The 19,462-nt window shown below is 68.0% G+C and carries 12 protein-coding genes and 2 pseudogenes; 9 read left to right on the top strand and 5 right to left on the bottom strand.

Features of this window, described 5'->3' with window-relative positions:
- Positions 1-62: 62 nt before the first annotated feature.
- Complete coding sequence (mutM, locus tag INQ43_RS01310) at positions 63-875, bottom strand: bifunctional DNA-formamidopyrimidine glycosylase/DNA-(apurinic or apyrimidinic site) lyase (protein ID WP_194036868.1); 813 nt, start codon at positions 873-875, stop codon at positions 63-65.
- 219 nt (positions 876-1,094) lie between these two features.
- On the opposite strand from mutM, the gene INQ43_RS01315 reads away from it, so the two are divergent.
- From INQ43_RS01315 to INQ43_RS01335, 5 genes are all read left to right on the top strand, one after another.
- Entirely contained in the window at positions 1,095-2,279 is a 1,185-nt protein-coding gene (locus tag INQ43_RS01315; protein ID WP_194036869.1) for a fatty acid desaturase, read from the top strand.
- A 65-nt stretch (positions 2,280-2,344) separates the two neighbouring features.
- Positions 2,345-2,656, top strand: coding sequence for a hypothetical protein (locus INQ43_RS01320; protein ID WP_194037511.1), 312 nt, complete (start codon positions 2,345-2,347; stop codon positions 2,654-2,656).
- Positions 2,657-2,815: 159 nt separating this feature from the next.
- On the top strand, positions 2,816-3,127 hold the full coding sequence (locus INQ43_RS01325; protein WP_194036870.1) for a DUF485 domain-containing protein: 312 nt from the start codon (positions 2,816-2,818) through the stop codon (positions 3,125-3,127).
- Between the two features lie 8 nt (positions 3,128-3,135).
- Positions 3,136-4,794 (top strand): cation acetate symporter, encoded by a 1,659-nt coding sequence (locus tag INQ43_RS01330; protein WP_194034803.1) that lies wholly within the window; start codon positions 3,136-3,138, stop codon positions 4,792-4,794.
- Between the two features lie 45 nt (positions 4,795-4,839).
- On the top strand, positions 4,840-5,283 hold the full coding sequence (locus INQ43_RS01335) for a universal stress protein (RefSeq protein WP_194036871.1): 444 nt from the start codon (positions 4,840-4,842) through the stop codon (positions 5,281-5,283).
- A gap of 557 nt (positions 5,284-5,840) precedes the next feature.
- Here INQ43_RS01335 and INQ43_RS01340 read toward each other — a convergent pair.
- The gene (locus INQ43_RS01340) at positions 5,841-7,247 is read right to left on the bottom strand and encodes a DcaP family trimeric outer membrane transporter (RefSeq protein ID WP_194036872.1); all 1,407 of its coding nucleotides are present in this window, start codon (positions 7,245-7,247) and stop codon (positions 5,841-5,843) included.
- A gap of 180 nt (positions 7,248-7,427) precedes the next feature.
- Between INQ43_RS01340 and acs the strand changes: the two genes are divergently transcribed.
- Both acs and INQ43_RS01350 read left to right on the top strand, forming a co-directional pair.
- Positions 7,428-9,377, top strand: a complete 1,950-nt coding sequence (acs, locus tag INQ43_RS01345; protein WP_194037512.1) for an acetate--CoA ligase — start codon at positions 7,428-7,430, stop codon at positions 9,375-9,377.
- Between the two features lie 81 nt (positions 9,378-9,458).
- A complete protein-coding gene (locus tag INQ43_RS01350; protein ID WP_194036873.1) occupies positions 9,459-10,124 on the top strand; it encodes a response regulator transcription factor in 666 nt (221 codons plus the stop codon).
- A 9-nt stretch (positions 10,125-10,133) separates the two neighbouring features.
- Here the strand turns inward: INQ43_RS01350 and INQ43_RS01355 are convergent, their stop codons facing one another.
- Together INQ43_RS01355 and INQ43_RS01360 are read right to left on the bottom strand one after the other, a co-directional pair.
- Positions 10,134-13,598 carry a PAS domain-containing hybrid sensor histidine kinase/response regulator gene (locus tag INQ43_RS01355; protein WP_228062573.1) on the bottom strand — a complete coding sequence of 1,155 codons (3,465 nt, stop codon included), beginning with the start codon at positions 13,596-13,598 and terminating at the stop codon, positions 10,134-10,136.
- 118 nt (positions 13,599-13,716) lie between these two features.
- On the bottom strand, positions 13,717-16,665 hold the full coding sequence (locus INQ43_RS01360) for a winged helix-turn-helix domain-containing protein (protein WP_194036875.1): 2,949 nt from the start codon (positions 16,663-16,665) through the stop codon (positions 13,717-13,719).
- Positions 16,666-17,079: 414 nt separating this feature from the next.
- Here INQ43_RS01360 and INQ43_RS01365 point away from each other — a divergent pair.
- A pseudogene (locus INQ43_RS01365) lies at positions 17,080-18,819 on the top strand (S8 family peptidase); the annotation flags it as partial.
- 192 nt (positions 18,820-19,011) lie between these two features.
- Positions 19,012-19,194: pseudogene (locus INQ43_RS12840) on the top strand (proprotein convertase P-domain-containing protein); the annotation flags it as partial.
- A gap of 96 nt (positions 19,195-19,290) precedes the next feature.
- Here INQ43_RS12840 and rpmG read toward each other — a convergent pair.
- Positions 19,291-19,455, bottom strand: a complete 165-nt coding sequence (gene rpmG, locus INQ43_RS01370; protein ID WP_193985536.1) for a 50S ribosomal protein L33 — start codon at positions 19,453-19,455, stop codon at positions 19,291-19,293.
- Between the last annotated feature and the right edge of the window lie 7 nt (positions 19,456-19,462).

Genomic DNA, 19,462 nt, shown 5'->3' on the forward strand with positions numbered 1-19,462 from the left:
ATATAGCGCTTTGTGATGGATGTCACGAAAGGGTGGGGGAAACCCCTACAAGCAGCACCGCGTCAGCGCTGGCAGTGGCTGCACCAGACACTGGTTCTTTGCCCGATCGCCGCCTGCTTGAGCGGCCTGCTGCAGTTTCGGCAGGGCTTGCCGCCGCGGCCGTAGACGGCCAGTTGCTGCACGAAATAGCCGCTGTTACCGTCCGGGCTGACATAGTCGCGCAGCGTCGTTCCGCCCTGCGTGATTGCCGATTCCAGTACCCGGCGGATTTCCGTCACCAGCAGGCGGTAGCGCTCCCTGGAAATCCGCCCCGCGGACCGCAGCGGTGATATCGCGGCCGCGAACAGAGCCTCGGCGGCGTAGATGTTGCCGACTCCGACCACCACGGACTGGTCCATCAGGAAAGCTTTCACGGGTGCGCGGCGTCCGCGGCTCAGCGCATACAGGTAGTCCCCGGTGAACGCATCCGACAGCGGCTCCGGGCCGAGCGCCGCCAACAGGGGATGGACGCTGCCGGGCGCCTGCCAGAGCACGCTGCCAAAACGACGCGGGTCGTGCATCCGCAGCACGCGTTCGTTGTCCAGGAGCAGGTCGACGTGGTCGTGCGGGCGTGCCGGTACGTGCGCCGGGATCACCCGCAGACTGCCCGACATCCCCAGATGCAGCAGCGCGCTGCCCACGCTCGTGTCCAGTAACAGGTATTTGGCACGCCGGCGCACCTCCAGGATGCGCTGGCCCGGCAGCAGGCTGGTGATCTCCGGTGCGATCGGCCAACGCAGCTCGGTTCGGCGCAGGGTTGCGGCAGTGACCGTTCGCCCGGTCAGGTGCGGCGCGAGGGCAGCGCGGGTGGTCTCGACTTCGGGCAGCTCTGGCATGCGCACAGTCTACGGCGCAGCGACCCATGCGCAGTCCAAACCGTCGCGGCGCTGAACGGTTCACGTCGCCGCCTTGCCTGCGCGCTCCGCGTCCGCATTCACATGAATGGTGTCAATGCACAGTTGTGCATTGGCATGTCATCATCGTTGATTCCGCTGGGGCTCTGCCTCGCCGGATGATCCGGGCAAGCGCCCGGTGCCCCCTCCCGGAGTCATGAAATGCCCGCTTCCCTGCTCGACTTTTTCGCCGGTGGCCTGCTGCAGCCCAGTTGGGGCGCGCTCGCCGTCTACCTGTTGGTCGCCACCCAGCTGACCATCTTTGCCGTCACCCTCTACCTGCACCGCTCGATGACCCATCGCGGCGTCGAATTCCACCCGGTGATCAACCACTTCTTCCGTTTCTGGACCTGGCTGACCACGTCCATGATCACCCGTGAGTGGGTGGCGATCCATCGCAAGCACCACGCCACCTGTGAGACCGAGGAAGATCCGCACAGCCCGCTGACCAAGGGCATCGGCAACGTGTTCTGGCGCGGCGTGGAGCTCTACCGCGAGGCTCGCAGCGACCGCGCGTCGATCGAGAAGTACGGCAAGGGCTGCCCGGACGACTGGATCGAGCGCCACCTGTATACCCCGCACGCGACTCTCGGCCCGACCCTGCTGCTGTTCATCAACTTCGGGTTGTTCGGGTTTGCCGGCGTGGCGGTCTGGGCGATCCAGATGCTGTGGATCCCGTTCTGGGCCGCGGGCGTGGTCAACGGCATCGGACACTGGTGGGGCTACCGTAACTTCGAGACCACCGACAAGGCGACCAACATCACCCCTTGGGCGTTCTGGATCGGCGGTGAGGAGCTGCACAACAACCACCACGCCTTTCCGAGCTCGGCGAAGTTCGCGCTGCGCAAGTTCGAGTTCGATATCGGCTGGACGGTGATCCGGGCGCTGCAGAGCGTCGGCCTGGCCAAGGTGCTCCGGGTCGCGCCGACCCTGGACGTGCGTCCCAACATCAGCATCCCCGACCGCGAGACGCTGAAGGCACTGCTGGCGATCCGCTTCCAGGCAATGACCGACTACTACCGCAAGGTCACCTTGCCGACCCTGCGTGCCAACGACGAGAAGCTGCCGCGCAAGTTGCGCAAGGGGCTGGCCGATGGCGGTCGCTGGCTGGATGACGAGAAACGCGCCCGCCTGCAGGCCTGGCTGGCGGACCGTCCGCACATGGCGACGCTGGCCGAGTATCGCCAGCGCCTGCAGCAAGTCCTGGACGAGCGCTCGCACGATGCGCAGGTCACGCTGCAGAAACTGCACGACTGGTGCGTGGAGGCCGAGGCCACCGGCAACCAGGCGCTGCAGCAGTTCTCTGCGCGCCTGAAGGGCTACACCCTGGTGCCGGCGCAGGCGTGAGCGTCGCGGGCCGTCACCGGCTGCGCGCTTTGGCGGTCCCGTTGCTGGCGACGGGACTGGCCGCGATGGCGTGGCTATCGAGCCCGGCGTCCGCGCAAGCCAGGGTCGAGACCACCGGCGATTACCTGCAACGCATGGACGCCAACGGTGACGGCCGGGTCTCGCTGGAGGAGTACCTGGCCTGGATGAGCTACGCCTTCGATGCCATGGATGCCAACGGCGATGGCGTGCTCGACCCGGCCGAGCAGCCGGGCGGGAAGGGCAAAGCGATCACCCGCAGCGAGCACCTCGCGCGCCTGACCGCGCGTTTCCGCCGGCAGGACGCCAACCGCGACGGTTTCCTCAGCGCCAGAGAGCTGGCCGCACCGCCGCAATAGGCACCGCGACGCCGCGCCCGCAGGCGCCTACTACCAAAGTCGTCTGTCCGCCCCCGCGGGCACCTCCTACATTTTGATGGCAACCGTCCCGACCGGCCTCGCAGCGTCCAATCGCCCGGGTCGATCCGGGGCGCGGCCATTCACTTGGGAGGACGTGCGATGCAGGCGAACAACGTGGTCGAACGGGTGCTCGCTCACCCCAAGTTCCAGGAACTGACGCGCAGGCGCGGCCGCACCAGCCTCTGGTTCTTCCTGCTCATGCTGGTGGTGTATGCCGGCTTCATCCTGACCCTCGCCTACTGGCCGGAAGTGTTCGCCCGGCCCATCGGACCGGGCTACACCATGAGCGTGGGGGTGTTGACGGCGATCATTGTTGCGGTCAGCGCGGTGGTGATGATTTCCGCTTTCGTGCACCTGTCCAACAAGCACTACGACCCGCTGATCGACGCCATCGTGAGGGACGTGAAATGAGGGGCGCCATGGCAGTCCTCGCGGCGGCCCTCGCTGCCCTGCTTCCCCTGCCGGCTTTCGCTGCCACCAAGGGGCAGGCCAACACCTCGGCCATCGTCATGTTCCTGGTGTTCATCGTCGGCACGATGTTCATTACCTGGTGGGCGGCCAAGCGCACCAAGACCACCTCGGATTTCTACACCGCCGGCGGCGGCATCACCGGCTTCCAGAACGGCCTGGCGATCGCGGGCGATTACCTGTCGGCGGCGTCGTTCCTGGGCATCGCCGGCATGGTCTACGTCAGCGGCTTTGACGGCATGATCTACGCGATCGGCTTCCTGTTCGGCTGGCCGGTGGTGATGTTCCTGATCGCCGAGCGGCTGCGCAACCTGGGTCGCTACAACTTCGCCGACGTGACCTCCTACCGGCTGTCGGAAACGCCGCTGCGCGTGCTGGCAGCGAGCGCGTCATTGCTGGTGATCGCGCTCTACCTGATCGCGCAGATGGTTGGCGCCGGCAAGCTCATCGTGCTGCTGTTCGGCATCCGCTACGAGCTGGCGGTGTCCATCGTCGGCGTGCTGATGATCATGTACGTGGCGTTCGGCGGCATGACCGCGACCACCTGGGTGCAGATCATCAAGGCGGTGCTGATGCTGATCGGCGCCACGCTGATGGCGTTCCTGGTGCTGAAGGCCTTCAGCTTCAATCCCGACGCGATGCTGGCCGAGGCGGTGCGCATCCACCCCAACGGCCTGGCAATCATGGCCCCGGGCTCGCAGGTCAGCGCCAACCCGCTCAACGCGCTGTCGCTGGGACTCGCGCTGGCCTTCGGCACCGCCGGGCTGCCGCACATCCTGATGCGCTTCTTCACCGTGCCCAACGCGAAGGAAGCGCGCCGCTCGGTGATCTACGCCAGCTCGTTCATCGGCTACTTCTACCTGCTGACCTTCATCATCGGTTTCGGCGGCATTGCCCTGCTGTACCAGCACCCGGAGTACTTCACCGCCAATCCCGACGGCAGCATCGACATCATCAACGGGCTGGTCGGCGGGACCAACATGGTGGCGGTGCACCTGGCCAACGCGGTCGGAGGCAGCCTGTTGCTGGGCTTCCTGGCGGCGGTAACCTTCGCCACCATCGTGGCGGTGGTGGCCGGGCTGACCCTGGCCGGTGCGGCGGCGATCTCGCATGACCTGTACGCCAACGTGTTTGCCCGCGGCCGGGCGACGGAGAAGCAGCAGATGAAGATCTCGCGCATCTCCACCGTGACCCTGGGCGTGATCGCGATCCTGCTGGGCATCGTGTTCGAGAACCAGAACGTGGCCTTCATGGTTGGCCTGGCCTTCGCGATCGCGGCCAGTGCCAACTTCCCGGTGCTGGTGCTGTCGATCGCCTGGCGCGGCTGTACGACGATGGGTGCGACGATCGGCGGCTTCATCGGGCTGGTGGTGGCGACGGCGTGGGTGACCCTGAGCAAGACCGTGTGGGTGGACGTGTTCCACTTCGCCGAGCCGATCGTGCCGTTTCCCAATCCGGGCATCCTGTCGATCCCGCTGGCGTTCATCGCGATCTGGCTGTTCTCGGTGCTGGACCGCAGCCCGCGGGCCGATCGCGAGCGCGCCGCCTTCGATGCGCTGCGCGTGCGCAGCGAGACCGGTATCGGTGCCTCGTCGGCAAGCGATCACTGACCCGGGGAGCTACCCTCGGTCTACAGACACAGGAGCGATGACGACATGTACAAGCACATATTGATTGCGACCGACGGCTCGGAGCTGGCCGGCAAGGGACTGGAGCAGGGCCTGGAGTTGGCGGCGGCGGTGGGCGCGCAGGTGACCATCGTCACTGCATCCGAGCGCTGGACACCGGCCGACGCCGGCGTGGTGTGGGGGGGCTCGGCGAGCATGCTGGAGGAATACCGGACCCACGTCACCGACCAGGCCAACGAGGTGCTGGCCGCCGCGGGGGCGCGCGCCGACCAGCTTGGGGTACGCCATGAATCGGTGTACGTCGCCGAGCGCTACCCGGCCGACGCCATCCTGGAGACCGCCGCCGGGCGCGGGGCGGACCTGATCGTCATGGCGAGCCACGGCCGCCGCGGCCTGAACCGGCTGCTGATCGGCAGCCAGACCAACGCAGTGATCGCGCACAGCACCATTCCGGTGTTGGTGGTGCGCTGAGGGTCTCGATTTGTTCGATGCGAGTTGGGGGGCCCGCCGCGGCCGGGAGGTCTTCGCCGCTCATGTCCCCCGGCCTCCGCCTGCCGGCGAAGGCCTCCTCCTTTACTTCGCTGCGAAGACCTCCCGACCACGACGAGCGTGTGGGGCCCCGTCGTCCCGCCCGCCGCGGCCGGCAGGTCTTCGCCGCTCATGTCCCCCGGCCTCCGCCTGCCGGCGAAGGCCTCCTCCTTTACTTCGCTACGAAGACCTCCCGGCCACGACGGGGCTCGGTGGGCCGGGTGGGGCGTCTATCCGCTGAAAGTCGGGCTTTCACAAGGGGCCCCCGCGTACCCCCGCAAGACGGGTGGGCTTGCCGTTGAGGGCGAAATAAAGGAGGAGGCGACGGCCGAAGGCTGTCGCCGGGGGACATTCGCCCTCAACGGCAGGCCCACCCGTCCCCGGCATCGCCGCAGTCCGTCGCGACGTTCCGGCTCACTGAAAAACCAGAGCACCAAAAACCGGACCCACGCGTGTGGGCCCGGGGCCGCTCGTGTACTCCAGCAGCTCAGCCGGCAGATTCAGAAGGTGTAGCGGGCCAGAGTGTGCAGGCGCACCAGCTCGCCGTCCGTACCGGATTCCAGCGTGCGCTCCCCCCAGATCGCCTCGATGCCCAGATCGAGCTTGGGCACCGGCGACCAGATCAGGTTGGCGTGCGCCGAATGCACCCGCCGGGTGACCCCCAGGCCGGTCAGGTCGGTCCGGTTGTCCCACTGCGAGCGCGCGTAGTAGAGGTTGCCGCGAAGCTGCGGGCTGAACGCATGGCGCAGACCGGCGTACGCGGCCCAGCCGCCGAGCGCGTCGAGGCTGCCGCTGGCGTCGACCATCGCATCCTGCTGCACGGTGGCCAGGCCGATGTAACGCCCGAAACCTTCGCCGCCGGTCGCCTGGTAACGCAAGTCGGTGCTGTCGCCGAGCTTGACCAGCCCGCTGACGGAGGCGGCGAAGCCGGTGGTGCTCTCGGCGCTGCCGGCGACGGGCTCGTGCTTGAGCTGCCGCGCCATGCCGGCCACGCTGAAGTGGCCCCAGTCGCCCTTGCCGGTGTAGCGGGCGATCAGGTCGGGCACGCTGTTGTCGCCGCTGATCACGCGCGGACCGCCGCCAAAGGGCTGCACCGTGGTTTCCGGGTTTTCCAGCGACACGCTGAAGGGACCGCTGGTGTAGCGGATCTGCGGCTGGCGCACGAACACCACCGCATCGGTGGGGCCGACGAAGTCGACCGAGTCGAGCAGGGCCGCGGTGTCCATGAAGTTGGACCAGGTCTGGCCGACCAGCAGCCGGTTCCAGGTCAGGTAGGCATGGCGGATGGTCGCGCCATAGGTGTTGGTCGCCGCCGTGTTGCCCAGCGAGCCGCCGAAGAAGTCCAGCTCGAAACGCGCGCCCAACGTGTCGCCCGAATCCAGCTCGGTGCTGGCGTCGAACCACAGGCGCGAGAATTTGACGTGGCTGTCGAGGTAGGCGTCGCCGCCATCGCCGCCGACCGGGATCGCGCCAGGCACGTAGAAATCGCGTCCGGCGGTGCTCTTGGCGATCTCGCCGTCGCTGGTGCTGGTCGACATCGCGTCGACGCGGATCATGCCGCCGACGGTGAAGCGGGTGCCGGGGTTGGCCTGCGGGGTGATCGTGCTGGTCTGGATGGGAGCGGTCTGGGCTGGCTTGGCCGGCAGCGCGGCGGCAACCGGTTGGGTCGCCGGTACGGGCGCCGTTCGGAGCCCGGTGGTGCCGGCATCGGCGAGTGGCTGCTGCGCCAGCATCTGCTCGACCAGCCGCTCCAGCTCGGCCACGCGGGCCTCCAGTGCCTGCTCGCGGTCGGTCTGAGCGAGCGCCACGCCGGGCGCGAGCAGCGCAACCAGCAGCGCGGCCGCCAGTGGCCGGCGACGCCATTGCGTCGATGCGCCGGTGGTGCCGGCGCGGTTGGATCGGGGCATGTTTCCCTCCACGGCTTCCGCCAGGTGACGGGTTGCCGACGGGCTGCCGGCCACCTGTTTTGGAGGGTATGCGTAAAACGCGTGCATTCACCCGTGCCTAGACCAAGGTCTAAACCGCGCCGTGACTGGATGCGGCACACTCGACAGGGACGAACCGCTCAGGAGGCCACGCCCATGAACATGCCCCGGGACATCTACCCAGTGCCGGCCGATTTCGCTGCCGACACGCGCGTCAATCGGGAGCAGTACCAGACCCTGTACAAGCAGTCGCTGGACGATCCGGACGGGTTCTGGGCCGGCGTGGCCGAGCGCCTGGAGTGGATGAAGACGCCCACGAAGATCAAGAACACCAGCTTCGACCTGGCCGACTTCCGCATCCGCTGGTACGAGGACGGCGAGCTCAACGTCAGCGTGAACTGCCTGGACCGGCACCTCGAGACCCGCGGCGATAAGACCGCGCTCATCTTCGAGCCCGACAGCCCGGACACGCCGGCCGAGCGCATCAGCTACCGCGAGCTGCACCAGCGCGTGTGCAAGCTGGCCAATGCATTGCGCGCGCTGGGTATCGGCAAGGGCGACCGGGTCACCATCTACCTGCCGATGATCCCCGAGGCGGCGATCGCGATGCTCGCCTGCGCCCGCATCGGCGCGGTGCACATGGTGGTGTTTGGCGGTTTTGCGGCCAACTCGATCGCCGACCGGGTCTCCGACAGCGGCAGCAAGCTGATCATCACCGCCGACGAGGGCCTGCGCGGCGGCCGCAAGGTGAAGCTGAAGGTCAACGTCGATGCGGCGCTCAAGCTGCCAGGCACCAATACCGTGGAGACCGTCCTGGTGGTGCGCCACACCGGCGCTGCGGTCGACATGCAGATGCCGCGCGACCGCTGGTACGACGCGGTGGTTGACGGGCAGCCCGAGTCCTGCGAGCCGGAACGCATGAACGCGGAGGACCCGCTGTTCATCCTCTACACCTCCGGCAGCACCGGCAAGCCCAAGGGCGTGCTGCACACGACCGGCGGCTATCTGGTCTATGTCAGCTACACCCACGAGACCATCTTCGACCTGCGCGAGGACGACGTGTACTGGTGCACCGCCGACGTCGGCTGGGTCACCGGCCACAGCTACATCGTCTACGGCCCGCTGGCCAATGGCGCGACCTCGCTGATCTTCGAGGGCGTGCCCAACTACCCCGACATGTCGCGCTTCTGGCAGGTGGTCGACAAGCACGAGGTGACCACGTTCTACACCGCGCCGACCGCGATCCGCGCGCTGATGCGCGAAGGCGAGGGGCCGGTGAAGGCGACCTCGCGCAAGTCCCTGCGCCTGCTGGGCAGCGTCGGCGAGCCGATCAACCCCGAGGCCTGGCGCTGGTACCACGACGTGGTCGGCGAGGGCCGTTGCCCGATCGTCGATACCTGGTGGCAGACCGAGAACGGCGGCATCCTGATCTCGCCGCTGCCCGGCGCGACCGACCTCAAGCCCGGCTGCGCGACCAACCCGTTCTTTGGCGTCAAGCCCGCGATCGTCGACACCAACGGCAACTTCATCGAAGGCGAGGGCTCGGGCAACCTGGTGATTACCGACTCGTGGCCGAGCCAGTCGCGCAGCATCTACGGCGATCACCAGCGCTTCATCGACACCTATTTCAAGACCTACCCGGGCACCTACTTCACCGGTGACGGCTGCCGGCGCGATGCCGACGGCGACTACTGGATCACCGGCCGCGTGGACGACGTGATCAACGTCAGCGGCCACCGCATCGGCACCGCCGAGGTGGAGAGCGCGCTGGTCTCGCACGACAAGGTTGCCGAGGCCGCGGTGGTCGGTTTCCCGCATGACCTGAAGGGCCAGGGCATCTACGTCTACGTGACCCTGATCGCCGGCGAGGTGGCCAGCGACGAGCTGCGGGTCGAGCTGATCCGCCACGTGCGCGCCGAGATCGGTCCCATCGCCTCCATCGACCACCTGCAGTGGGCGCCCGGCCTGCCCAAGACCCGCTCGGGCAAGATCATGCGGCGGATCCTGCGCAAGATCGCCGAGAACGCGCCCGACCAGCTGGGCGACACCAGCACCCTGGCCGATCCTTCGGTGGTGGATTCGCTGGTCAAGGAGCGTTATATCCCCGAGTGACCCACGGCCATCCGCCTGCCGTCACGACATCCTTTCCCGGCCAGGCCTTTGCGGGCCGGCCGGGAAAGGCGGAGTCCGCCGATGCCCACGCTGCTGATCGCCGATGACCACCCGCTGTTCCGCGAGGCCCTGCGCGGGGTGGTCGCGCGGGTGATGCCGGGCGCGAGCCTGCACGAGGCGGACAGTGTCGACGCGCTCTACACCCTGGTCGATTCGGAACCCGATGCCGACCTGCTGCTGCTGGATCTCAACATGCCCGGCGCGCAGGGTTTCAGCGCACTGGTGCACCTGCGCTCGATCCATCCGCAGCTGCCGGTCGTGGTGGTCTCCGCGCGCGAGGAACCTGCGGTGATGCGCCGTGCGCTGGACCACGGGGCGGTCGGCTTCATCCCCAAGTCCGCCGATGCCGCGACGCTGGCCGAAGCGATCACGGCGGTGCTCGACGGCGATCGCTGGGCGCCGGCGGCCGCGTTCAATGCGCCGGCGGCCAACCCGGAGGAGCGCGATGCCGCCCGCCGCCTGCGCGATCTCACCCCGCAGCAGTTCCGGGTGCTGCAGATGATCGGCTCGGGCCTGCTCAACAAGCAGGTCGGCTACGAGCTGGGCGTCTCGGAGGCGACGATCAAGGCGCACGTCACCGCGATCCTGCGCAAGCTGGGCGCCAACAACCGCACCCAGGCCGTATTGATCGCCGGTCGGCTGGCGCTGGACCCGGGCAGCATCGCGTTGCCGCCCGACGAGGATTAGCGGCCGCGCTTACGGATTGGCGAGGATGCGCGGCTGCGCGGCGAGGAACGCGCGCAAAGAGGCGGGTTTGATCGGCTTGGTCAGCACCAGGCAGCGGTGCGCCCGGGCGGCATGCTTGAGCGCGTCGCTGCCGTCCCCGGTCAGCAGCGCGGCCGGCAGCCCGTCGCCCAGGCGCGCGCGCAGCAGGTCGATGATGCCCAGCCCGTCAAGGCGGTCGTGCAGGTGGTAGTCGACCAGGGCCACGTCCGGGGTGTCGGCAAGGGGCAGCGCATCGAGCAGCGCGATCGCCCCGTCCGCGGATGCGGCGGTCAGGGTGATGACGTTCCAGCGGCTCAGCAGCGCGCGCATGCCGTCGAGGATTTCGCGGTCGTTGTCGATGCACAGCACGCGCAACCCGGCCAGCGAGTCAGCCGCGTCCGCGATCCGCTCGGTGGGCGCATCACTGTTGGCCGTATGGGGCTGGCCCAGCGGCACGGTGATGGAGAACACGCTGCCGCCGCCGACCCGCGCGCGAACGCGCAAGGGATGATCCAGCGTGCGCGCGATGCGCTGGCAGATCGACAGGCCCAGGCCGAGGCCGCGCTCACCGCGGCCGGGATGATCGAAGCGGCGGAACTCGTCGAAGATCTGCTCCAGGTGGTGCGGCGAGATGCCCGGCCCGGTGTCCCAGACTTGCAGCTCCACCGCCCCGTCGCGCATGCGCGCGGCGATCAGCACGCCGCCGGTGCGGGTGTAGCGCAACGCGTTGGCGAGGAAATTCTGCAATGCCCGACGCAGCAGGCGGCGGTCGGTGTGGACCATCAACGGCGCTGCGGGAGCGCGCACCCGCAATTGCAGCCCACGGCTCGCGGCGATGGCCGAGTGCTGGTGGGAGAGTTCGCGCAACAGCTCGTTGACGTCGAAGTCCGCGATCTCCGGGCGCAGCACGCCGGCGTCCAGGCGCGAGATGTCCAGCAAGCCGTCCAGCAGGTCTTCGGCCGCGCGCAGCGAGACATCCACCCGCTCGGCCAGACGCGCCTGCTCGGCCGGCTCCTCGCTTTCGCGCAAGGCCGAGGTGAACAGCCGCGCGGCATTCAGCGGTTGCAGCAGGTCGTGGCTGACCGCGGCCAGGAACCGGGTCCGCGACTGCTGGGCGTCCTCGGCCTCACGCGTGCGCAGCTCGACGCGCTGCTCCAGGGTCTCGTTGGATTCGCGCAGCGCCTGCTCCACGCGTTTGTACTCGGTGATGTCGCTGTAGCTGGTCACGTAACCGCCGCCATCCAGCGGCCGTCCGTGCAGCTCGATCACCTGGCCACTGTCGCGCACGCGCTCGAACACGTGCGGCGCGCCCGCGTTGAGGTGGTCCAGCCGCCGCTGCACCTGCTCGTCCACGTCGCCCGGACCCATCTCGCCGCGCTCGGCGTTCCAGCGCAGCAGGTCGGCGACCGGCCGGCCGACATAGAGCATGCCGTCGGGGTATTCGAACAGCTCCTGGTAGCGCCGGTTCCAGGCCACCAAGCGCATCCGCGCGTCAACCACGCTGACGCCCTGGCTGATGTTCTCCAGGGTCGTGGCGAGTATCTGGCGGTTGAAGCGCAGTTCCTGGTTGGCCTCGTCCAGCAAGGCGACCACCTCGCCCAGCTCCATGCCCGAGCCGCGCAGGGCCGTGGTCAGGGTCAACCGCGCCGACGCCGAGCCGATCGCCGCGGCGAGCAGGCGCTCGGTGAACTGGGCCAATGCCCGGTCCGCGGGTCGATCGGCCTTCCACGGCTGGCCCTGCTGGCGGGCATAGTTCTCGAACGCGCGCCGGGCACGACGCTCGCCGACGATGCGTTCGGCCAGCGCCAGCAGGTCGCCGCCGCGCACGCTGCCGGCCCAGCCGCCGGGGCTGAGCGGCGGCCGCTGCGCGTATGGGTCCAGGAACGGCGCCGCCCGCAACTGCTCGTTCAGGCGCGGCCGGCTGCGCACCGACAGGTAGACGAACGCGCTGACGTTGAACAGCAATGACCAGAACACGCCGTGGGTCAGCGGATCCCAGCCGACCAGGCCGAACAACTGCTCGGGCTGCAGCCAGGCGATCCCGAACGGCCCCACGTCCACCCAGTGCGCATTGATCCAACCGCCGTGGGCGAGGCTGGGCAGCATCAGTGTGTAGATCCACAGCGCCCCGCCCGCACCGATGCCGGCCAGCGCGCCCGCCCGGCTGGCCCCGCGCCAGTACAGGCCGCCGATCAGCGCCGGCGCGAACTGGGCGACCGCGGCAAAGGCGAGCAGGCCGTGTTGCGCCAGCCCGCTGCCGCCGGAACCGCGTGCGTAGGCGTAGGCCATCAGCGCCAAGGCGAGGATCGTCGCCCGACGCACCCACAGCACGCGCTGCTCGATGCCCGGCCCGGTCCGGCGTAGCGCCCCGGTGCGCAGCAATGCCGGGACGATCAGGTCGTTGCTGACCATCGTCGCCAGGGCGACGCTGGTGACGATGACCATCCCGGTCGCCGCCGAGAAGCCGCCGATGTAGACCACCAGCGCCAGCGCACTCTGGTCCAGCGCCAGCGGCAGGGCGAGCACGTAGGTGTCCGGGGAGATCCCGCTGCCACCCAGTACGGCCTGTCCGGCCAGGGTGATGGGCACCACCATCGCGCTGATGATCACCAGGTAGCCGCCGAAGAACCAGCGCGCCATGCGCAGGTCCCCGACGTTCTGGCACTCCACCACGGCGACGTGGAACTGCCGCGGCAGACAGACCAGCGCGGTGAACGCGAGCAGCGTCTGGGCGACGAAGCCGACCGGCAGGCCGGGCCGGGTCACCTGATCTGCGGCCTGGACGATGCGGTCGCCGAAGCCGCCGATGCCGGGCAGGTGCATCAGCGCAAACACACCGATGGCGACGAAAGCGACCAGCTTGACCAGCGATTCCAGCGCGATCGCCAGCACCATCCCGCGGTGGTGCTCGGTGGCGTCGATCTGGCGCGTGCCGAACAGGATCGAGAACACCGCCAGCAACAGCGCGGTGTACAGCGCCGGGTCGGCCAGCAGGTTCGCGTTGGCCGGGACGCCGGCCAACACCTGGATGCTGTCGGCGACCGCCTTGAATTGCAGCGCCACATAAGGAACCGCGGCGATCAGCGCCAGCAGCGAGACCATGGCCGCCAGTCCCGGCGCGCGGCCGTAGCGCGAGGAGAGGAAGTCGGCGATCGAGGTGATCCGTTGCTCGTCGGAGATCAGCACCAGCCGTTCCAGCAGGCGCCAGCCGAACATCAGCAGCAGCAACGGCCCCAGGTAGATCGGCAGGAATCCCAGGCCGGTGCGCGCCGCCGTTCCGACCGCGCCGTAGAACGTCCACGACGAGCAGTAGACCGCCAGCGCGAGGGCATAAACGGCCGGGCGCAGCCACGCCCGGGTCGGCGCGTGCTGCCTGCGGTCGCCGTAGTAGGCGACCAGGAACAGCATGCCCACGTAGGACACCGACACCAGTAACAGGATCCAGCCAGGAATCACCCGAGCGCGCCTCCAGGCCGTTGAACCAGGGCCGTCGAACGCCGAGTGTAGGACGGTGCGCTCGCGCGCGGGTGCAGGTGCAGGTTGGCGATGCGGAGGATGTCTGTCGGGGGACCGACTACCAGCCGGCCATCGCCACGCGCTTGTCCGGCAGCGGCAGGTCGCGCAGCATCCAGTCCAGGTTGGCGCCGCGCATGCCCGTGCCGGCGAGCAATGCATTGCGCGCCGCAGGATCACAGCCGCGGGTATCGGGGCGCAGATAGGGTGCGAGCGTGTCCATCAGGCTGTGCAACTCCAGCTGGGCCTTGATGTCGCCGACCTCGTGGGCGCGCGCGTCGCTTGCGACCAGCCGTGACTGTGCTTCTTCGTTCCTGCCTTCTGCGAATGCCAGCACGACGCTCAGCCGATCGAGCCGGTGGTATTGCTGCCACGCGGCGCTGGGAAGGCGCTCTCGTGCTGATTCCGTCAATCGGCTTGCTTCGCTGAACTGCCCGCGGGCGACGGCAATTTCGGCCAGGCCGATCTGCGCATCGGCGATCAGCCACTCGTAACCCGTGTCCTGCAGCGCCGCAAGGGTCTGGGTAAACAGCGTGTGCGCGGTATCCAGATCTTCGGCCCGCGCCAGCAGGTACGCGGTCCACAGTGCGGCGGTCCACCGCTCCGGCGCTGGCGGCATCGCCTGGATGTCCCTGACCCGCTGCTGCAGGGCGGGCATCGCGTTGCCTGCATCACCGGCCAGCAGGTCGATCATCGCGCCGACGGTCAACGCGTAGCTGCCCAGATACGCCTGCCGGGTGTCGGCACACTGATCGCGCCGCGCCCGGGCGTCCTGCAGACGTCCCAGGGTCAGCAACAGCTCGGCGCGCGCGCAGGCCAGGCGGGCCAGGGCATCGGCCGGCAGCGGTGGCTCGCCCTCTCGTGCGAGGCGGTCCACGGTCTGGTCAAGCGCGTGGCTGGCGGCCGGATAGTCACCGCGGATGCCGAGCACGAATCCTTCGAACTGGTCCAGCCACGTCGCCGTATCGCCGGTGAGCGGACCGGCGCGGATCTGGCGGATGCGCTCGGTGGCCCGCGCGAAGCGTCCCAGCAGCAGGTCTTCGCTGAGCAGATCCACCTGCAGCTCCTGCTGGGCGGAGACGTCGCCCACGCTCTCTGCGATGGCGAGCGCGTCCTTCAGCCGCCGCCGGTATTCGCCCAGGTTGCCCGCGCTGCGCTGCTGGAAGGCGACGCGGCGCAGCAGCTGGATCTCCAGATTGCGGTAGCCGCCGGCGCGCGCGTGCGCCAGAAGGGTGTCCAGCTCCTGGGAGCGTCCCGTGGTGGGCAGCATCAACTCACCGGAGACGCGCGCGTGCATCGCGTCGATTTCCGCGCCGACCGAAGCGAACAGGCGTGCGGCTTCGGCGAAGCCTTCCTGGCCGGCCTCGGGGCCGCGCTGGAAGGAGTGGACACGCGCCTGCAACAGGGTCGCGGCTGCGAGTTCGCGTTCCCAACCCTTGCCCGCGTCGCGCGCCAGCTCGGCTGCGTGCGTGGCGTGTTCGAGTACCGCATCGCTGTCCAGGCGGACCCCTTCGATTTCCGCCAGGGTGAGACGCCACTGCACCTGCACGCCCAGCGGTCGTCGTTGCCATTGCGTTCCCTCCAGCGCCAGCAGCGCCGCTTCGGGGTTTCCGCCGCGCATTTCATGCCATGCCTGCTCAAGGCGGAACGAGATCCGTTGCGGATAGCGGGCGGCGAGTTCGGCGTAAGCGGCGGCTGTTTCGGTGGAGCGTTGCGGGTCCACCGACAGCGCCGCAGCGGCCAGCACGCTTGCCACTTCCGCGGAGACCGGCGTCAGCAGCGAGGCGGCGTGGCCCATATGCTCCATCGCGAATCGCGCCTGGCCAAGGCGGTACTGGGCCATCGCCATCTGCAGGTGGGCCAGGCCAAAATTCGGCGCCTGCTGGAGGACGGCCGCCAGGCCGGAGGCGGCGCCGGCCATGTCGCGCTCACCGTAGGCCCTGTACGCGGCGGCGTAGCTGCGCATCGCCGGCTCACCCATCTCCAGGTCGGGCCAGGGATCGTCACGCCGCGCCGGGATCAGCTCTTCCAGCACCCGACGCGATAGCGTATCGATGAGCTCGGGCATCTGCGCGGCACTGCCACGCAACTCCAGTTGGCGACTCCCGCCGGGAGCGTCGAACCGGGCGCGGATAAAGCGCTCGTCAGGATGGTCTGCGGATCTCCCTGCGCTCAGCAGCACCACCTGCGGGGCGTTCTGGGTCGCATCGGCCGCCAGGTGGGACTCGGTCAGCAGCATGACCTCGGGGATCGCGTTCAACTTCCACTCCAGCCAGGCGTGCAGCACCGTCGCCGGCCAGCGGGCATCGCTGTCTTCGCTGTTACCCACTTCGATCAGGGCAACCGCGACCGGCTGCAGCGTCGGAAGTTGTGGTGGCTGGCCTCCCAGCCGGCCCAGGCCGAGCAGCCCCGCCAGGAGGATCAGCCCGCCCGCGCCGGCTGCGACCAGCCAGGCCAGCTGGATGCGGGGGCGAGGCGGCGCACCGTTGACTGCACTGGTCACAGCAGGGGTCGGATGCACGTCGGGCAGGACGCAGGGCGCCGCGACGGGTGGCGGAGTCATCGAGGATGGGATCGACGCGCCGCCCCGGGCGTGGTCGGCGTGGCCGCCGTGGGGTGGCGGAGAGTGCACACGGCTATCGGTCCCGACAATTTCGATGGCGACGGCGTGCACCGCTCCGGGCGGATCGAACACGTACCCACCCTTCGCGACCGTGCGGATCCACTGTTTCCGCGAGTGACCCAACGCCTTGCGCAGCGTCCATATGCTCTGCGACAGGTTGGCGTCCTCCACGACCACGCCCGACCAGACCTGCTCCAGTAACGCGCTGCGGGAGTGCAGCACGTGCGGCTGGGACAGCAGGATCAACAGCACGTCGAAGACCCGCTGGGGCAGGTCGACCGTTTGTTCCGGCGTGATGACCTGGCGATAGCGCAGGTCAAGCTGCAGGTCGGCGACCTGGAGCATTCCCGTATCGCTGGGCCAAGGCAGGTTGTCCGCCGTGGTCATTGATTCACCCGTCCCGAGATTTGCGTCCCATCAATGCCAAGTAGAGCGTTGGCGACTCCGCATCCGTATCCCCATCCGGATGTCAGGAGCCAAGTTATACACAGCAACATTGGTCAGTTTCTGACCTAAAGTGCGACTTGTTGCCCGTTTTTCGTCTCTGTTGAGAACAAATTGAGATTTACACGCATGTTCGACCGGGTCAAATGACCTACACCTGTCGTGTGCTTTGCCGCATGAGGTGCCAGAAAATCTGGTGCAACACGCAATCCGCGGCGAGCTACGCAGGGCATCGCTGACCTGGAAGCCGCTTCCGCTCGACGCCCGCCGGTCATGACCGCGATGAACAACCGGACACGACCGGATCAGTGGACTTTCCACAACTGCTTGCGACACAACCACCGGGGTAAAAAATCCATGTCCAGAACCACCGATAAGCGCCTGCGCCAAAGCCTCCTCGCAGCCGCAACCGCCGTCGCCCTTTCTTCCGCTGCATTTGCCGCGCCCGCCATTGCAGCCGATGCGGGGGTTGCCAACCTGGCGACCATCCAGGACGGGCAGCCGACCGACCGCTTCATCGTCAAGTATCGCGAGGGCAGTGCGCCGCAGGCAAACATCGCCAAGGTCCAGTCGTCCCTGGACCGCGTCGCCCGCACCGCCCGGAGCGGCAACGCCCTGGGACTTCATCAGGTGCGCCGAATCGCCACCGGCGCGGACGTGATCCGTACCGACCGCAAGCTTGACCGTGTCGAAGCCGCCGCGTTGATGCGCCAGATCGCCGCCGATCCGAACGTCGAGTACGTGGAAGTCGACCAGTTGTTGCAGCCCGCCTTCACGCCCAATGACTCCTATTACGCCAGCAACCAGTGGCACTACTTCGAGGCCGCAGGCGGCATCCGCGCGGACAAGGCCTGGGACGTCAGCACCGGCTCGGGCATCGTGGTCGCCGTACTGGATACCGGCATCACCAACCACAGTGACCTGAACGCGAACGTGGTCGCCGGCTACGACATGGTGTCCGACGCGAGCATGTCCGGCGATGGCGACGGCCGTGACAGCGATCCCACCGATCCGGGCGATTACACCGGCGGCGGCAGCTCCAGCTGGCATGGCACCCACGTCGCCGGCACGATCGCGGCGGTCACCAACAACAACAAGGGCGTGGCCGGCGTCGCCTACAACGCCAGGATCCAGCCGGTACGCGTGCTCGGCCGTGGCGGCGGTTATACCTCCGACATCGCCGACGGCATCATCTGGGCGTCGGGCGGCAGCGTCAGTGGCGTGCCTTCCAACAACAACCCGGCCGAAGTGATCAACATGAGCCTGGGCGGGAGCGGCTCGTGCAGCAGCACGACCCAGAGCGCGATCAGCGGCGCGGTGTCCCGCGGCACCACGGTGGTGGTGGCGGCCGGCAACAGCAACGCCAACACCTCCGGCTCCAACCCGGCCAACTGCAACAACGTCATCGCGGTGGCGTCCACCACCCGCACCGGCGCACGCTCCAGCTTCTCCAACTACGGCCCCCTGATCGACGTGGCGGCACCCGGCAGCGATATCGCCTCCACCGTCAACACCGGCAGCACCACGCCGTCGACCGAGGGTTACTCGCTGATGTCGGGAACCTCGATGGCCGCGCCACACGTGGCCGGCGTGGTTGCACTGATGCAGTCAGCAGCGGCCGCCAACGGCGGAGTCAAGACACCGGCGCAGATCGAGTCGGCATTGAAGTCCACCCTGCGCCCGTTCCCGGTCAGCATCGACAAGGCGATCGGCAACGGCATCGTGGACGCCAAAGCCGCGGTCGACGCGATGGGCGGCGGCGGTGGCAATCCGCCCGATCCGGATCCGGTCGGCGGCACCTTGACCAAGGGCACGCCGGTAACAGGCCTGTCGGCGGCCACCGGGGCGACGGTGAACTACACCTTCCAGGTGCCGGCGGGCGCGACCAACCTGAGCTTCAAGATGTCTGGCGGCAGCGGTGATGCGGATATGTACGTCAAGCGCGGCACGGCCCCGACCGACAGCTCCTACGACTGCCGTCCATGGCTGAGTGGCAACACCGAGACCTGCACCTTCGCCAGCCCCACCGCCGGCACCTACCATGTCCGGCTCAAGGCCTACCAGGCGTTCAGCGGCGTCAGCCTGGTCGCCAACTACGACACCGGCAGCGGCGGCGGCAACGACAATCCACAGACCTACAGCAATACCAACCGGTACAACATCCCCAGCCCGGGCACGATCGACAGCCCGATCACAGTCAGCGGCCGCAGCGGCAATGGCCTTGCAGCGACCAAGGTGACGGTCGACATCCGCCACACCTACCGCGGCGAACTGCAGATCGATCTGGTGGCCCCGGACAACTCCACCTACCGCATCAAGAACTTCAGCGGCAGCGACAGTGCCGACAACGTGATCGGCTACGCCAACGTCAACCTGACCAGCGAAGCCAAGAACGGCACCTGGAAGCTGCGCGTGCGTGATATGTGGTTCGGCGATACCGGTTACATCAGCTCGTGGAGCATCGATTTCTGATCCGCGCCTGTTGAACGCCTGAAAAAAGAAACCCGCCGGAAGGCGGGTTTCTTTTTGCAGCGAACCGACCCACCGGTCGGAACCGCGCCGGAAGGCTTACTTGATCTTGCCTTCCTTGTACATCACATGCTTGCGAACGACGGGATCGTACTTCTTCATCTCCATCTTGTTCGGCGTGTTCTTCTTGTTCTTGTCGGTCGTGTAGAAATGACCGGTATTGGCCGAAGAGATCATGCGGATTTTGTCGCGCTTGGAAGCCATGGTTCAG

Source organism: Lysobacter sp. H23M47 (genome assembly GCF_015209765.1).
Taxonomy (GTDB): domain Bacteria; phylum Pseudomonadota; class Gammaproteobacteria; order Xanthomonadales; family Xanthomonadaceae; genus Novilysobacter; species Novilysobacter avium.

What these genes read in the sequence shown, in the direction of transcription:
- mutM (WP_194036868.1), bottom strand. Translation starts at nt 875, where the DNA reads ATGCCAGAGCTGCCCGAAGTCGAGACCACCCGCGCTGCCCTCGCGCCG.
- INQ43_RS01315 (WP_194036869.1), top strand. Translation starts at nt 1,095, where the DNA reads ATGCCCGCTTCCCTGCTCGACTTTTTCGCCGGTGGCCTGCTGCAGCCC.
- INQ43_RS01320 (WP_194037511.1), top strand. Translation starts at nt 2,345, where the DNA reads ATGGCGTGGCTATCGAGCCCGGCGTCCGCGCAAGCCAGGGTCGAGACC.
- INQ43_RS01325 (WP_194036870.1), top strand. Translation starts at nt 2,816, where the DNA reads ATGCAGGCGAACAACGTGGTCGAACGGGTGCTCGCTCACCCCAAGTTC.
- INQ43_RS01330 (WP_194034803.1), top strand. Translation starts at nt 3,136, where the DNA reads ATGGCAGTCCTCGCGGCGGCCCTCGCTGCCCTGCTTCCCCTGCCGGCT.
- INQ43_RS01335 (WP_194036871.1), top strand. Translation starts at nt 4,840, where the DNA reads ATGTACAAGCACATATTGATTGCGACCGACGGCTCGGAGCTGGCCGGC.
- INQ43_RS01340 (WP_194036872.1), bottom strand. Translation starts at nt 7,247, where the DNA reads ATGCCCCGATCCAACCGCGCCGGCACCACCGGCGCATCGACGCAATGG.
- acs (WP_194037512.1), top strand. Translation starts at nt 7,428, where the DNA reads ATGCCCCGGGACATCTACCCAGTGCCGGCCGATTTCGCTGCCGACACG.
- INQ43_RS01350 (WP_194036873.1), top strand. Translation starts at nt 9,459, where the DNA reads ATGCCCACGCTGCTGATCGCCGATGACCACCCGCTGTTCCGCGAGGCC.
- INQ43_RS01360 (WP_194036875.1), bottom strand. Translation starts at nt 16,665, where the DNA reads ATGACCACGGCGGACAACCTGCCTTGGCCCAGCGATACGGGAATGCTC.
- rpmG (WP_193985536.1), bottom strand. Translation starts at nt 19,455, where the DNA reads ATGGCTTCCAAGCGCGACAAAATCCGCATGATCTCTTCGGCCAATACC.